The organism is Janthinobacterium sp. BJB401, from assembly GCF_013372745.1.
GTDB classification, from domain to species: Bacteria; Pseudomonadota; Gammaproteobacteria; order Burkholderiales; family Burkholderiaceae_D; genus Janthinobacterium; species Janthinobacterium rivuli.
In genome coordinates this window covers 21,324-35,207 of the sequence record NZ_JABXFH010000010.1, presented here as the reverse complement: position 1 = coordinate 35,207, position 13,884 = coordinate 21,324, and the positions used below count along the sequence as shown (strand labels likewise).

The 13,884-nt window shown below is 60.6% G+C and carries 19 protein-coding genes and 1 tRNA gene; 12 read left to right on the top strand and 8 right to left on the bottom strand.

Annotation, left to right across the window (positions count from 1 at the left end):
- Positions 1-240: 240 nt before the first annotated feature.
- Complete coding sequence (locus tag HWE17_RS09120) at positions 241-711, bottom strand: hypothetical protein (RefSeq protein ID WP_176388560.1); 471 nt, start codon at positions 709-711, stop codon at positions 241-243.
- Positions 712-1,172: 461 nt separating this feature from the next.
- Entirely contained in the window at positions 1,173-1,625 is a 453-nt protein-coding gene (locus tag HWE17_RS09115; protein ID WP_176388559.1) for a helix-turn-helix domain-containing protein, read from the bottom strand.
- 73 nt (positions 1,626-1,698) lie between these two features.
- On the opposite strand from HWE17_RS09115, the gene HWE17_RS09110 reads away from it, so the two are divergent.
- The 9 genes from HWE17_RS09110 (at position 1,699) to HWE17_RS09070 (ending at position 5,799) form a co-directional block, all read left to right on the top strand.
- On the top strand, positions 1,699-1,902 hold the full coding sequence (locus HWE17_RS09110; protein ID WP_176388558.1) for a hypothetical protein: 204 nt from the start codon (positions 1,699-1,701) through the stop codon (positions 1,900-1,902).
- Between the two features lie 10 nt (positions 1,903-1,912).
- Positions 1,913-2,116: a hypothetical protein gene (locus tag HWE17_RS09105; protein ID WP_035820909.1), complete on the top strand. Its 204-nt coding sequence runs from the start codon at positions 1,913-1,915 to the stop codon at positions 2,114-2,116.
- 37 nt (positions 2,117-2,153) lie between these two features.
- A complete protein-coding gene (locus HWE17_RS09100) occupies positions 2,154-2,342 on the top strand; it encodes a hypothetical protein (protein WP_046682347.1) in 189 nt (62 codons plus the stop codon).
- A complete protein-coding gene (locus tag HWE17_RS09095; RefSeq protein ID WP_070300963.1) occupies positions 2,339-2,602 on the top strand; it encodes an ogr/Delta-like zinc finger family protein in 264 nt (87 codons plus the stop codon). Before HWE17_RS09100 ends, HWE17_RS09095 begins: the two co-directional genes overlap by 4 nt.
- Before the next feature lie 121 nt (positions 2,603-2,723).
- Complete coding sequence (locus HWE17_RS09090; protein WP_176388557.1) at positions 2,724-3,143, top strand: hypothetical protein; 420 nt, start codon at positions 2,724-2,726, stop codon at positions 3,141-3,143.
- A gap of 101 nt (positions 3,144-3,244) precedes the next feature.
- The gene (locus tag HWE17_RS28635) at positions 3,245-3,598 is read left to right on the top strand and encodes a hypothetical protein (protein WP_255206175.1); all 354 of its coding nucleotides are present in this window, start codon (positions 3,245-3,247) and stop codon (positions 3,596-3,598) included.
- Positions 3,588-5,426 carry a replication endonuclease gene (locus tag HWE17_RS09080; RefSeq protein ID WP_176388556.1) on the top strand — a complete coding sequence of 613 codons (1,839 nt, stop codon included), beginning with the start codon at positions 3,588-3,590 and terminating at the stop codon, positions 5,424-5,426. The genes HWE17_RS28635 and HWE17_RS09080 overlap by 11 nt, the downstream gene beginning before the upstream one ends.
- Positions 5,423-5,569, top strand: coding sequence for a hypothetical protein (locus tag HWE17_RS09075; RefSeq protein ID WP_176388555.1), 147 nt, complete (start codon positions 5,423-5,425; stop codon positions 5,567-5,569). The genes HWE17_RS09080 and HWE17_RS09075 overlap by 4 nt, the downstream gene beginning before the upstream one ends.
- Positions 5,569-5,799 (top strand): hypothetical protein, encoded by a 231-nt coding sequence (locus tag HWE17_RS09070; protein ID WP_176388554.1) that lies wholly within the window; start codon positions 5,569-5,571, stop codon positions 5,797-5,799. Before HWE17_RS09075 ends, HWE17_RS09070 begins: the two co-directional genes overlap by 1 nt.
- A 162-nt stretch (positions 5,800-5,961) precedes the next feature.
- Here the strand turns inward: HWE17_RS09070 and HWE17_RS09065 are convergent, their stop codons facing one another.
- A complete protein-coding gene (locus tag HWE17_RS09065; protein WP_176388553.1) occupies positions 5,962-6,306 on the bottom strand; it encodes a hypothetical protein in 345 nt (114 codons plus the stop codon).
- Between the two features lie 29 nt (positions 6,307-6,335).
- Between HWE17_RS09065 and HWE17_RS09060 the strand changes: the two genes are divergently transcribed.
- The 3 genes from HWE17_RS09060 to HWE17_RS09050 are packed head-to-tail and all read left to right on the top strand — an operon-like array spanning position 6,336 to position 7,869.
- The gene (locus HWE17_RS09060) at positions 6,336-6,548 is read left to right on the top strand and encodes a hypothetical protein (RefSeq protein ID WP_176388552.1); all 213 of its coding nucleotides are present in this window, start codon (positions 6,336-6,338) and stop codon (positions 6,546-6,548) included.
- Positions 6,541-6,792: a DUF4224 domain-containing protein gene (locus HWE17_RS09055; RefSeq protein WP_046682344.1), complete on the top strand. Its 252-nt coding sequence runs from the start codon at positions 6,541-6,543 to the stop codon at positions 6,790-6,792. Before HWE17_RS09060 ends, HWE17_RS09055 begins: the two co-directional genes overlap by 8 nt.
- Positions 6,793-6,810: 18 nt before the next feature.
- The gene (locus tag HWE17_RS09050) at positions 6,811-7,869 is read left to right on the top strand and encodes a tyrosine-type recombinase/integrase (protein WP_176388551.1); all 1,059 of its coding nucleotides are present in this window, start codon (positions 6,811-6,813) and stop codon (positions 7,867-7,869) included.
- Between the two features lie 129 nt (positions 7,870-7,998).
- Here the strand turns inward: HWE17_RS09050 and HWE17_RS09045 are convergent.
- From HWE17_RS09045 to HWE17_RS09025, 5 genes are all read right to left on the bottom strand, one after another.
- Positions 7,999-8,088 (bottom strand) — tRNA-Ser (locus HWE17_RS09045).
- Between the two features lie 147 nt (positions 8,089-8,235).
- Positions 8,236-10,281, bottom strand: coding sequence for a bifunctional diguanylate cyclase/phosphodiesterase (locus HWE17_RS09040; RefSeq protein ID WP_176388550.1), 2,046 nt, complete (start codon positions 10,279-10,281; stop codon positions 8,236-8,238).
- Position 10,282: 1 nt separating this feature from the next.
- A complete protein-coding gene (locus HWE17_RS09035; RefSeq protein WP_369681716.1) occupies positions 10,283-11,407 on the bottom strand; it encodes an EAL and HDOD domain-containing protein in 1,125 nt (374 codons plus the stop codon).
- Positions 11,408-11,671: 264 nt separating this feature from the next.
- Positions 11,672-12,301: a response regulator transcription factor gene (locus tag HWE17_RS09030; RefSeq protein WP_035826133.1), complete on the bottom strand. Its 630-nt coding sequence runs from the start codon at positions 12,299-12,301 to the stop codon at positions 11,672-11,674.
- Positions 12,302-12,307: 6 nt separating this feature from the next.
- Complete coding sequence (locus HWE17_RS09025; protein ID WP_176388548.1) at positions 12,308-13,681, bottom strand: cache domain-containing protein; 1,374 nt, start codon at positions 13,679-13,681, stop codon at positions 12,308-12,310.
- Between the last annotated feature and the right edge of the window lie 203 nt (positions 13,682-13,884).

The window sequence follows — 13,884 nt, the reverse complement described above, 5'->3', positions numbered from 1 at the left end:
TAAATTAATAAATTAAATAAGATAACAAGAACATAGCTTAAATATAGAAAATCTAATTTTCATACTTAGAAAAACCAATGCTCTGCCTACACCACCTAAACCACCAAGGTGCTTCTGATTCTGAACTAGCTCAGAAACCTGCGATTTTCATAGAACTTTTTCCATAGAGTATGATTTGCTTCTATCAGATCCCATATGCGCTACCGAACACGTAGGTATAGAATAATGCCAGGGCATCTTTCAACAATTATCCGAAGGCATGTCAGCTGGACAGTCCATATAGTAGTGTTCATCAACCTCAGCAAGCATTGCTTCAACTCCCTTTTCTAGAGCCGCGAGCGTTGGCCGGTCAACAAGCGAAATTTTCGCAATCGTTCCATTACGACTCATTGGATAGGCAAGATCTGAAAACGCTAGATCTCGCTTACGCTTTGTGCCAATCCAATACGATATTGCGACCATGCTGGGCTGTCCATTCCAATCGTATAACACATCATAGGAAGCCACTTTGAAACGGCCAGCCGCACGTTTCTCAACACGGCTAAGCACCTCCACGACAGTCTTGCCATCTGCAGTCTTATGCGCTTTTACTGCGCCAATCCACTGCCGCTCTTCAACAGATGAAAGAGGTACAGTTTTCGCCGCTGAATTTGCCAGAACAGGAGCTGACAGCGTCAAGGCTGCCGCGAGTAGGTAAGTTAATCTTTGCATAATCTTCGTGAAACGCGTACCGGCTCAATACGGCCAGCAACCTGCGAATCGGAGGATAACATTCAGACTAACGCAAAAATACGCAAAATGTCACAAGAAGCTTTTGATGGCGACAAGGTAACAGCGACGGCAGCGCAGCACTTCTGATTTTGGCCGATGCCTGGCATTGACATCAGCGCGCCTGTAGCTAACTCCATGTGCCGCTTACCCAAGTCGGTAGGCCATCAGAAGTTGCTGAGGCACACTCGCATTTAATACCTCGCGCTGTCTCAATGACAACACCGACAGTGTATGCCTTGCCATCAAAATAACATGAATTTTTGACAGGCTTGTCGGCCATGGAAGTAATCGTTTCGCATCTATATTGCGGCCAGCAGCATGCAAAGAGCAAAGGGGCTAGAGCTGCAACTTTCCATCTAACTGCTGACCATATCAACGATAGCCTATCTTTCCGCCGTGCTTTACGTAGATGATTTTTTTTTGCGACCAACGTTGATCGTTTGGGGAGCCGTGACATCGCCATGAATTTGCTGGCCTACTTTGCCATGGAAAACCATTTGCGTATTGCGTTCGACTGTTCTGGAGGGCGACGTAACTGTTGGCTCTCCAATTCCTTCCACAACACCAAGCACACGAGCCTTCCCTCGCAAATCTAGCCGTCGATATCCCGCTAACAACTCGTTCTCGTCGTCAGTCAAAGCGTTACTGGCCGGTAGGCCAAGCATCACATACGACAAGTCGACTCCTATACCTGCCAGCGCCACCATGTAGCCCGCATCGGGTAAGGTCTTTCCTTGCTCATAGTTAATCTGTGCGAGTTTTTTCACGCCACCAATTGCCGCGAACGCTTCTTGTGTAAGACCCAAGCGTGTTCGCTCCTGCCTTAATCTATCACCAAAAATATTTTTATCCATACATCTACGTTGACAAGTATGTTTTGACATACTATAGTTACGCCATCCTGTAGCGATTACACATCATAACATTATGAAAAACGTATCCATAGCGAGGCGTACTGCCAAGGGCGTCACGACTAAGCCCCTTGGCGTTCGTCTGACATCGGACGAGGTGAGCGAAGTCGAAGGCTACGCAGAGAAACTTGAACGCTCCCGTGCCTGGTTCCTCCGCTTCCTGATCCTGCGCGGACTCGCCGACTACAAACGCGAACTCGCCTCCAAACCCACCCACTAAGGACAACGTCATGTACCCCGATGCAAAACGTATCCGCAGCCACCGCGTCATGCTGCGCCTGGACGATTACGAGCATCAGCTTGTTTCCTCGATCGCCAACTACCAGGGCGAAGAGCTTGCGGTGCTGGTTCGCCAAATTGTGATGCGTGAAGCCCTGGCCGTGATCGCCTTGGATGACGCCACCATCGACAGCGTACAGCGTCGCAGCGTTTAAACCGAGTCACTTTTGAGCAACTCTAAAGTTACAGAAAATGCCAGACCATCAAATTAACCTCAATGACGAAGAGCGCGCGGTGCTGGAACTCGTGCGCCAGCGCCAGGGGCTGGCAAGTATCGATCAGGCGGCTGAATGGCTCGTCAAGTCGCGCTTACGCATACAGTCGAAAAACATGACAGGTCGCGGTCGCGCCCTGTACCAAGTGGAAAGAAAGCTGAAATGAGAGTCATCGGCCTGCCCTGCCCGCATTGCGAATACACCGTCCGCGCCGTCAAGAGCCGCACGATGTCCGCCATGTTCAAGGAAATCACCTACATGTGTCAGAACCCTGAGTGCGGGCACTCTTTCGTGGCAGGCCTGGAAGTGCTGCGCACCCTCTCGCTGTCCGCTATGCCCAAGCCGGATATCCGCATCCCGATGTCCCAGCATGCGCGCACAGCGGCCACCAGCCAGCTGGCCCTTGACCTGACTGCGGGCTGCTGATGACTATCCCGATCCTCGCGCCGCCGTAACCCGGCCGCCGTAACTACCCCTCTTTTGCTGTGCCCTGCAGCGCTCCTTTTTGAGCGTGCGGGATTCGTTCAACCTGAAATAAGGAAAACCGATGGAAAACACGCTGCACGCCACCAGTCACGCCGACATCCCGGCAATGCCGAAACCGGGCCGTCCGGCCCTTGAAAAATGCGTCGTGCCTGTCGCGCCAACCTGTTTCCTGTTGCTGGCCAATGCTCAAACTCGCACCCGCACTCCTGACAGCATTGCCGTGCTGTCCGATTATCTCCGCGAGATCGTCAAGACCTATCACGCCTACGGTGCGGCCAATCTGACCTTCATCATCAGCGATCTGCAGGCGCTGCAGCATGGCGGCTTCTTCTTGCCAGACAGCCAGCGCGCCCTGGTAGGTGGCTTGCCCATCGAACTGCGCTACCTGTTCGCCAGCGAATCGGGCGTCGTGCAATGCACCAGCTCGTCGCGCACGCTGACTTACTGGGCCAAGTATTTTGCCAAGGAAGGAGCGCGCTAATGCTGCGCCTGGCCAAAACCTGCGGCATCTGGCTGCTGTCGCTCCTAATCGTCATTACCCCTGACGTGCTGCGGGCCATCGGCGCCATCAAGGACTGAACCATGCCGGCGTCCCTTATTGACAATCACCTGTCCTTCCAGCCTGCCGCCGAGATTCTGGCGGCGCGCGACAAGGACATGCCGACGCCACCGGGCGCCGGGCATGCGCTGGCCGCCATCGCCGAAGCCAAGGCCCGGCTACGCAGCATCAAGCCGCGCAACCTGGCGCCCTTCATGGCCCAGGCTTGGGGATTGTCGCCGCGCGGTGCGCGCCGCTCCGTGCTGATCGCCGCCGGCCTGAACGCCGACCGCTGGGAATCGCCCATCCACTCCTTTACCGAGGAAGAACGCATCGAGTTGCGCGCCGCCACCTCTGCCGCTATCCGTGTATACGAAAGACTGTTGAATGCAATCTAAACAAATCCTGCTGCCTGCCCCGCAGCGTCACGAAGCCTTCTTGCGATCCTCCCAGTTCGCGCCCGAGCTGGCCCGTATCCCCTACAAATGGCGCAACCGCGTCATCACGGCCGCCCTGGCCAAGATGGCCTGGTCGTCCTGGTACAAAGTCTATGAATCCGTCGCCACCGGCTTTGTGCGCGAATTTGCCGACCAGTACGTGCCGGCCGGCGTCGACTTGTCGCAGAGCGATGCCGACATCGTGGCCACCGCTGAGCGCGCTGCCTCTGGCGTCACCAGAATGCTGTGGATGGCCATATCTGAAACGCACGCCCTGCAGATCATGGAAGACGAATGCGCCTCGTATGGCATCGAGCTGCCCGAGTTCGACGCGCTGGCCGACACCATCGCCCGCCTGGTGGATGCCCGCTGGTGGCGCCGTCAACTGCGCAAGCGCGTCAAGCGCGCCTTCGAGGCGGGCAATATCCGCCTGGGCTATGTGAACTATCGCGGCGAACCCTACGCCAGCAACGACGCCGTGCTGTCGCGCCTGGCGCAAAACCGGCGCAACGCGGCAGCGCTGGCCGCCACGCTGGTGCAGAACGAGAACGGCCAGCAATTCAGCATCGCCGAGCTGGCCGAGAAAACGACCGCCAACAAGGCCATCCGGCGCGGTGAGCTGATGTTGCGCATCAACGGCTTTGAGCAGATCGCCCGCGAGTGCGGCGACCAGGGCATTTTCATCACCTGGACGTGCCCATCGCGCTTCCACGCCATGCAGCACAGCGGCAAGCCGAACGACAAGTTCGACGGCTCGACGCCGCGCGAGGCCAACGCGTATTTGGGCAAGATGACATCGCTGTGCCGCTCCGCGCTGGCGCGCCGGGGCATCGGCCTGTACGGCTTTCGCATCGCCGAACCGCATCACGACGGCTGCCCGCATTGGCATTTGCTGCTGTTTGTACGCCCCACCGCAAAATACAAGACGGGCCACCTGCAGGACGTAGCGGGCCGCGCCATCCGCATCATGAAGCGCTACGCCTGGCGCGTGGACCGTGGCGAACCGGGCGCCTTCGCACGCCGCCTGGACGTGAAACGCATCGATTGGGCCAAGGGCAGCGCCGCCGGCTACATCGCCAAGTACGTGGCCAAGAACATCGACGGCGTGGCCGACCACAAAACCAAGGAAGGCTACGTCGTCACGGCCGACACCGAAGGCGATGTCGAGCTGACGCCATCGGCGCGCGTCGAGTCCTGGGCCGCGTGCTGGGGCATCCGTCAATTCCAGCAATGGGGCGGCGCGCCCGTCACCGTGTGGCGCGAACTGCGCCGCATCGAGGAAAGCATGCTCAACGAAGCGCCGGCCGCCATGCGCCGCGCCTGGGATGCCGTGCAAAAGATCGACGGCGAAAAGCGCGCCTGCTGGGCCGAATACTTGCGCGCCCAGGGCGGTGCACTGGTGCCGCGCAAGGAACTGGTCGTCACGCTGGCCAAGGACGAAAAGACCGTCATCGGCCGCTACGGCGAAACGCTGCGCACCACGCCCTACGGCGTGCGCTGCAGCGCCCTGATCGGCGTGGTCTTCAAGTCCGTGCGCCATACGTGGACGCCGGTACAGGCCACAGGCGGGCGCGGGGTGGCTGTTGGGGTTGCCATTCCTCGGACTCGTGTAAATAACTGTACGCACCCCGACCGCCCTGCCCCGGCCACGCCGCCGGCGGCGCCCGTGCCGAACCTGTCGGACGAGGCAAAAACAGCGCTGATTGCCGCCTGGGCGGCCGTCAACGCCTGCCCTTATCCCCGGCTGATCGTCCCTGACTCCCCGCCCCTTGAAGGGGATGGCACATGAGCACCTTTGCCGTGATCGTTCGCACGCAAACCGAACGCTTTGAATTTTTTGAGGTTGCCGCATCCAGCGGCGACGTGATCGACGCCGCCATCGACCGCTACGGCGTGTGCGGCGTTACCGCCAAACTGAAAGGAGCACCGTAATGCTGACCACCCTGACCGATTCACCGCGGCAAATCGCCTTGGGCGACCGCGTGACATTCGATACCGACGAAGGCTACCAGGCCGGCACCGTCAACGACCTGCGCCGCGACGTGGGCAATGGCGAGCTGCATGCATGGGTGGAGCTGGACCACCAGTGGCCGGGCATGTTCCGGGCGGTGCCGCTATCGGCCATCGTTTCCAACCGACCCGCCCTGCCGGTGGCAGCATGATCGCCAACCCAGCCCAAACCGAGCGCCACCACCTGGCCAACCAGACAGCGCCCGTGTACTCGCTGATCCGCAAGTGCTGCGCCTGCGGCAAGGCTAGCACGGCGCGCCAGCTTGCTCAGTATGGCTGCTGCATAGCTTGTAGAAAGGCAGTACGGCTATGAGTTACCTTGACAAAGGCCACCACCCTACCGCTTGGAAGAAAGTTACTACCAACCCCATAAACGCGGCAACTGCTGTCCACATCGTCCATTTCGCAGATTCCTTTGCTGCAAGTGCGGCATCACGCGACGTTTCAGCAGAAATTTTTGCGGCGGTGAGCGCCTCCTCTGTCAACTTGCGTTGGGCGTCTTCTCGAATTTGTTGCTCCCGGCGCTGTTCCTCGCCGATCCATTTTGCGACGGCTAGGCGCGTGTCGCGCTCTTGCGGCGCGTTCATCCATTCAATCGCATACGGAATGCCTTGCGCCTTTAAATTTTTCAAAGTGTCGGCTATCGCTTGCTCATCCATAAATTTCCTTATCAAAAAGAAATCATATCATGGCTGCAATAGAAGCAAATATTAAGCCTGTATCGGTCGCTAGAAACGTGACAGAAAGAAAAAATCAATACAGAGAGTTTTGCCGGCTGCGCGACTACCGCAAACCTGGCGCCGAAGTCCCTCAATACACGGAGGCCGAAGCGTTCGCCTTGGCCACGAGCAAAAGCAAGGCATGCTCGCCCGCAACAACGAAAGCGCAGCCCAATGAATAACCTTTTTGACAATTCGATCCAGTCCGAAACCCTTACTGCGGAAGAGCTGGAAACCATTTCAGGCTGCTGCCGGAAAGTGGATCAGATCAAATGGCTGCAGCAAAACGGCTGGACTTTCATCAAGAACCGCGCCGGCGCACCCATCATCGGGCGCCTGTACGCCAGGTTGCGCTTGAGCGGCATCAATCCCGCCAGCCTGGTAAGCACGCCGGCCTGGGCGCCGGACCTCTCCAAAGTACGTTAACAGAAAAGAAAGAAAACGATGCGACCTAAGAGCACTGGCTACAAACTGCCGCCGCGCATGCTGCGCCGCGTGCGTAAGCTGAAATCGGGCGAAACATGGACCGGCTACTACTACAACGGCCGGGACGACGCCGGGAACCGGAAGGAATACCCGCTGGGCACGGATTTGGTCGAGGCCAAGCGCCTGTGGGCAGAATACGAGTGCAAGCCAGTCCCGACCGACGCCACGCTCATGGAATACGTGTTTGCGCAGTACGTGCGCGACATCCTGCCGGGCAAGGCGCCAAGCACGCAACGCGAGAACTCCAGCTCGTTGAGCCAGCTGCGCCCGGTCTTCGACAACGCGCCTATCGACGCCATCACGCCACAGGACATTGCCCGCTACCGCGACGCGCGCAGCGCCAAGGTGCGTGCCAACCGCGAAATCGCGTTGCTGTCGCATGTGTTCAATATGGCACGGGAATGGGGCTACACCAAGCGCGAGAACCCATGCAGGGGTGTGCGCAAGAACAAAGAGGTGCCACGCGACTTCTATGCCGACAAAGCCGTGTGGGATGCGGTGCGAAACGCCGGCTGTGAAGAGCTGCAGGACGCCATGGACCTGAACTACCTGACCGGCCAGAGGCCTGCGGACGTGCTCAAGATGCGCGACGGCGATTTGAAGGATGGGGCGTTGCAGGTGCGCCAGGGCAAGAGCAACAAGCTGCTGCGCATCGTGCTCGAGCACGACGGCATCAAGTCCGAACTGGCGAAGGTCATCGAGCGCATCCACGCGCGCCCGCACCGGCCGCGCACCACCTTCATTGTCGCGCTGCCGAATGGTTGCCAGGTCAAGAAGTGGCATTTGCGCCTGCGCTTCGATGGCGCCCGGAAAGCTGCGGCGGAACTGGCGCTAAAAGCTGGCGACGAGGAGCTGGCCAGCCGCATCAAGGCCTTCCAGTTCCGCGATATCCGGGCGCGCTCCGCCAGCGACATTGCCGACCTGGGCGCCGCAAGCTCCCTGCTGGGGCATAGTGAAAAAGTCATCACGGAAAAGGTCTACAGGCGCATTGGCCAGGCTGTCCGCCCTACCCGCTAGCGGCGAGTTGCGGAAACCATTTCCGCAAATTTGAGCTAAGTTGCAACTGAGCTTTCGAACGCGGGAATTTGCAAGCGACAGCACAAAAAAAATAAGCCCTTGATAATCAAGGGCTTATTTTCATATTTCTGGCGGAAGCGGTGAGATTCGAACTCACGAACAGTTTAACCCGTCGCTAGTTTTCAAGACTAGTGCCTTCAACCACTCGGCCACGCTTCCAGATGGCAGCATTATACATAAAGGTCAGTGGCTTACCAATGGCTAGCACTCCCGTGGCCTTATTTCCCCCAGCGAAGCGGACAGGAGAACACCCACGGCTCTTCGCCTGCGGGGGCAACGCCTGCGCTGGCACAGCAAAACTGAGCCTTACAGGCCCCAGTTTTCCCGCAGCGCCTTCTCGAACTCCACCGCTGGCAAGGGGCGCGAGAACAGATAGCCTTGCACTTCGTCGCAGCCCGAACTCTTCAGGAAGGCCAGTTGCTCGGCCGTTTCCACGCCTTCCGCGATCACTTTATGGTGCAGCTGCTGGGCGATGCTGATGATGGTGCTGGCGATGGCGCAGTCGCTGGCGTCGGTCGGGATGCCGGTGGTGAAGGACCTGTCGATTTTTAACGTGTCGATGGGGAAGCGTTTCAAATAGGACAGGCTGGAATAACCGGTGCCGAAGTCGTCCAGCGACAGGGCCACGCCCAGCGCCGTGATGCGGTCCATGATGCCGATGACTCTCTCGATGTTGTGCATCAGGGTGCTTTCCGTGATTTCCAGCTCCAGCCAGGCCGCTTCCAGGCCGTAGCGGGACAGGGTCGCCGCCACCCTGGCGGGCAAGGCTGCGGTGAATTCGCGGGCGGAGACGTTGACGGCCAGGCGGATCGGCGGCAGGCCGGCCAGTTTCCACGCTTGCGCCTGGGCGCAGGCCGCTTCCAGCACCCATTCGCCCACTTGCACCACCAGGCCCGTCGATTCGGCCAGGGGGATGAATTCGGCGGGCGGGATCATGCCGTGCTGCGGGTGGTGCCAGCGCACCAGCGCTTCGGCGCCGATGATACGGCCGCTACCCAGCGCGTATTTCGGCTGGTAGTGCAACAACAGTTGCTGCTCGGACAAAGCCTGGCGCAAGCCGGTTTCCAGGCGCATGCGCGCCTGCATGCCCAGGTTCATGTCCTGGCTGTAGAAGGCCACGCTTTCCGCTTCGCCGCCGCTGTCCTGTTTGGCGCGGTACATGGCGATGTCGGCCAGGCGCAGCAGGGTTTCCGCATCCTGCCCGTCTTGCGGGTAGACGCTGATGCCGATGCTGGCGCCCACGCGCAGGTCGTGGCCTTCGATCAGGAACGGCTCCACCAGCGAGGCCAGCAGCTTTTGCGCCACCATGCTGGCCTCGAAGTGCTGGCCGATGTCGAACAGGCCGACGGCGAACTCGTCGCCGCCCAGGCGCGCCACCAGGTCCTGGTCGCGCAAGGCATGGCGGAAACGCAGCGACACTTGCCGCAGCAGTTCGTCGCCGATGCGCCGGCCCAGGGTGTCGTTGATCAGTTTAAAACGGTTCAGGTCGATGAACAGCACGCAGCCGAGCATCTTGCTGCGCTGTGCCACGGAGAGGGCCTGGTCGACCAGCTTGGCCAGCAAGGTGCGGTTGGGCAGGCTGGTCAGCGGGTCGTAATAGGCCAGGTGGTGCAAGCGCTCTTCGGCCAGCTTGCGCTCGGTGATGTCCGTCAGGTAGGCGATGAGTCCGATGGGCTTGTCGTCCAGGTCTTGCAGCGGCGACAAGGACAGGCTGGCCCAGAAGATCTCGCCCGACTTCTTTCGGCGGCGCACCTCCATCAAGCGCCCTCCCTGCTCCAGGAAGGCGTCGTGGAAACCCGTGTCTTCATCGTCGTACAGGAACAGGATGTTGCGCCCTACGGCTTCCACCGAGGTGTAGCCGAACAGGCGCTCGGCGCCCTTGTTCCAGCTGGTGATGTAGCCGGTCAAGTCCATCGTCAGCACGGATTCGTGCAACTGGTCGAGTATCTGCGTCTGCTGCGCCAGCAAGGCTTCCACCTGCGCGTAGGCGTGCGTGGAACGTTGCGCCAGCGAATGCACTTGCAAGACGCCGGCCGTCAGCGATGCCAGGCTGGCCAGGTGGCGACGGTCGGCGTCGCTGTACACACTGCGTCCCGCCACGCTGTAATGGCCGAAGCAATGGCCATCGAAACTGATTTCCTGCAGCAAGGCAGGCGTATCGCGGGGGAAAGGCTCGGGCGGAGCGCCGCCATCGGTGCTGGCCGCGGGCAGGAACTGGCCATGCGGACTGACCATCACGGCGCTGGCGATACGGCCCAGCTCGGCCACCAGCGCGGGGCCGCGCAAACGCACGACGGCGTCGCACAGGGCGGCGCTGTCACCAAGGAAATCCGACACCGGAAACAGGGTCATGCTAGAGGTTCCGGCTGACCTGGATGGCCCATTGGTAGGCCTGCAGCAGGCTGCGCCAATAGGTTTCTCCATCGATGCCGGCGTGGCGCAAGCCTTCGGGCGGCGGCGTGGCGCTTTCGACCAGCGCCAGCAAGGTGCCCAGTTCGCCATTGCGTTCGAGCAAGGCGGCGCTCACTTCCGACGCCAGGTTCAGGGTGGCGATGATCTCTTCCATCGGCATGCCCAGCAGGACGTCGAGCAGCGAGAACACGCCCGCCATGAAGGCCAGGTCTTGCGCGTCGCGGTCGCCGCCGCGCAGCTGGCACAGCGCTTCCATCTGCGCCGCGCGCACGGCCGCCAGCGGCAGCAGCGCGTGGATCTTGCCGTCGTCCTGTTGCCGCGCATACAGCAGCAGTTGCAGCCAGCGCTGCAGCTGGCGCCGGCCCAGCAAGGTGATGGCCTGGCTGAAGCTGGTAATCGGCGCCGTGAAACCGAAGGCGGCAGAATTGACCAGTTTCAATAAATGATAGCTGAGCGATGGGTCTTGCTTGAGCGGCACTTCCAGCTCGTGCGCATCGGCATCGCGGGCCAGCAAGCCCAGCAGCGCCAGCAGGCGGCGCCGCGACGTGGCGTCTTCCGGCTCGCTTTGCTGGCGCGCATGGTGCAGGGCGTAATCGCCGGCAAACCAGCTCACGCCAAGTTCTTGCAAGGCAGCAAACTGCCCCGCGTCGGCGATGTTGTAGGCCAGGTGCGGCCCCGCCAGGGGCAGCAGCTGGTGCAGGGCCGGGTGCGCGCCGGACGCATCAAAGCTCAGCGCGCGCGCATCGACTTGCGCCGCCGTCACGGGACCGGCTTCGGCCCCATCGAGAAGGATGCGATAGCCGGCGTCGCGCCATTGCTGGCATTTTTTCTGGAGTTGCTTGTCGCCGGCAAGATGCGCCGGCAAACGGAAGATGGTGCGTTGCGGCGCCAGTTGCGCCAGCACGGCCTCGTCCACGCCATGCGGGTCGGCCAGGGGAATAATGCAGTCGAGCGGCGCCAGGAAGGCATACGCATCGGCGGCGGCCAGCGCCGCCAGCAGCGGCGCCGTCCAGGCCTGCGGACCATGCAAGGTGACAGCGACCCACTCGTTATGAGCATTGGCCACTGCTTGTAATCCCACCAACGGAAACAGGTTTGATTCAGACGCTGACATCGGTATCTCAGTGTGGGTAGGGCGCCATAGTAAATAAACTGACCAGCATTGGCAACCCTGGCCCGACAGGGATGCCCTCGACAGCGAGAATCATTCTATCCGAATCTCACCTGCGAAACAGTTTAATTTTGGCAATAAATGTTCAAAAAGAACATTCTCCCGCGAGACCCGCCTGCCATGCGGGTGTGGCAAAAATCCGGCACGGCGCGCGCATGCTCAGGCGCTGCCGCCATGCGCGTGCTCGACCGCATATTTGATCAATTCGGCCTGCCCTTCGATGCCGAGCTTGCGCTTGATGTTCAGCCGGTGCGTCTCCACCGTGCGCACGCTCAGGTCCAGCGCGCGGGCGATCTGCTTGTTCGACTGGCCCGCCGCGATGTGCTGCAGCACTTGCTGCTCGCGCGTGGTGAGGAAGGAGTCGTGCACTTGCGGACGAGACAGCTGCCGCGCCAGCGCCGCGCTGTAATAAATGCCGCCCGACATCACCGTCTCGATGGCAAACACAATATCTTTACCAGGAGCATCTTTGAGCACATAGCCGCGCGCCCCGGCGGCGATGGCTTGCGACACATATTCGAGCTTGTCGTGCATGGACAGTATCAGCACGGCAATCTGCGGAAACGCCTGCTTGAACAGCGCCGTCGCTTCGATGCCGTTGATGCCGCGCATATTGATATCCATCAGCACGAGGTCGACCTGGTGGAGGCGCGCCTGTGCCAGCGCCTCGTCGGCCCCGCCCGCCTCGGCCACCACATCAAAATGCGCCACCGCTTCCAGGCGCGCGCGCAAGCCGTCGCGCACGAGGGGGTGGTCGTCCACCAGCAGGATGTTGATCTTCTCGGTCATGGTTCTCTATTTTAATGTGGAGGAAAGCTCAAGCCGCGCCAGCACCACGGTGCCGGCCGGGGACGAGGTGATGCGCAGGCTGCCGCCGATGGCTTCCATGCGTTCCGTCATGTTGCGCAGGCCGATGCCGCGCTGCGGATGCAGGGCGATGCCGTCGAAATCGAAGCCGCCGCCATTATCCTGGATGCGCAATTCCACGGCCTTGCCCGCTTCGAGCAAGCTCACTTCCACGCCGCGCGCGTGGGCATGGCGCTCGCAATTGGTCAGCGCTTCCTGGGCGATGCGGAACAGCACGGTATTCACCATGTCGGGCAAGCCCTCGCCCGCCGCCGCAGGGCTGGCCGTGAAACTGGCTTGCGCGCTGCTGCTGTCGTTAAATTCATGCACCAGGTGGTCGAGCGCGGCGGCCAGGCCCAGGTCGTCGAGAATGGCCGGGCGCAGGTTGTGCGAAATGCGCCGCACCTCGCCCAGCACCTTGTTCAGCTGTTCGGCGGCCCGTTCGAAGGTGGCGGGCGCTTTGTCTTTCTGCTCGGCATTGCCACCCAGGCGCGCGATGCCCGCCTCGATCTGCAATTTGATCGACACCAGCCACTGGCTGATGCCGTCATGCAAGTCGCGCGACAGCCGCGCCCGCTCCTCCTCCTGCGACTCGACCACCCTCTGCGCCAGCACTTTCAGCTTGGCGTCGGCCACCCGCAATTCGCGCAAGTTCAGCACCAAGCCGCAGGCGGCCACCAGCAGGGAGCCGAGGATGGCGATGGCGGCGATCAGCTCCATGGTCGAGCGGATATTGCGCGATTGCTGGGCGTCGACCTTGGCCAGCGCCTGGTCCACGTCGTCCATATAGATGCCGGTGCCCATCATCCAGCCCCATTCCGGCATCAGGATCACATAGCCGAGCTTGGGTGCGGACTTGTTGCTCGACGGCTTGATCCAGTTGTAGCGCTCGAAACCGCCGCCGCTCTTGGCCCGCTGCATCAGGCGCTGGATGGTCAGATTGCCCTCGGCGTCGCGCAATTGCCACAGATTCTGCCCCACCAGCTCGGGCTGGCGCGGATGCATCAGCGACTTGCCCTGCAAATCATAGATGAAGAAATAGCCATCGTCGCCATAACTGAGGGCCGACAGGATGCGCTTGGCCTCCTCTTGCGTGGCGTCATCCTTGCGCCCCGACTGGTACAGGGAGGCGATGGAATGGCTGGCCAGGGTCACGTAATGCTTGAGTTCGGCCTCCTTGCTGGCCAAGTACGCCTGCTGGATGGTGGCGCGCTGCTGCTCGGCCAGGGTGATCGCTTGGTGCCGCACGGCAAACGCGATGGCGCACAGGGCGAGGATGAGCGGCGTGATGGCCAGGAAGATGACTTTCTGTCTGAGTTTCATGGCCTTGCGCGCTCCGGCGGCGTCGATGCTGGTGGGAATGCGTGATTTTACGTCGCGGCGCGGCAATCGGTCTGCGTAGTAATACTGAGCGTTACTGCGTAGTCGTGCGCTTGCATCGATTATACGATTCCTGAATACTCGCCATAAGCTGCAGATACACCCAATTCACACCCAAACTGGCGACGACCAGGCTCGGCAGCACA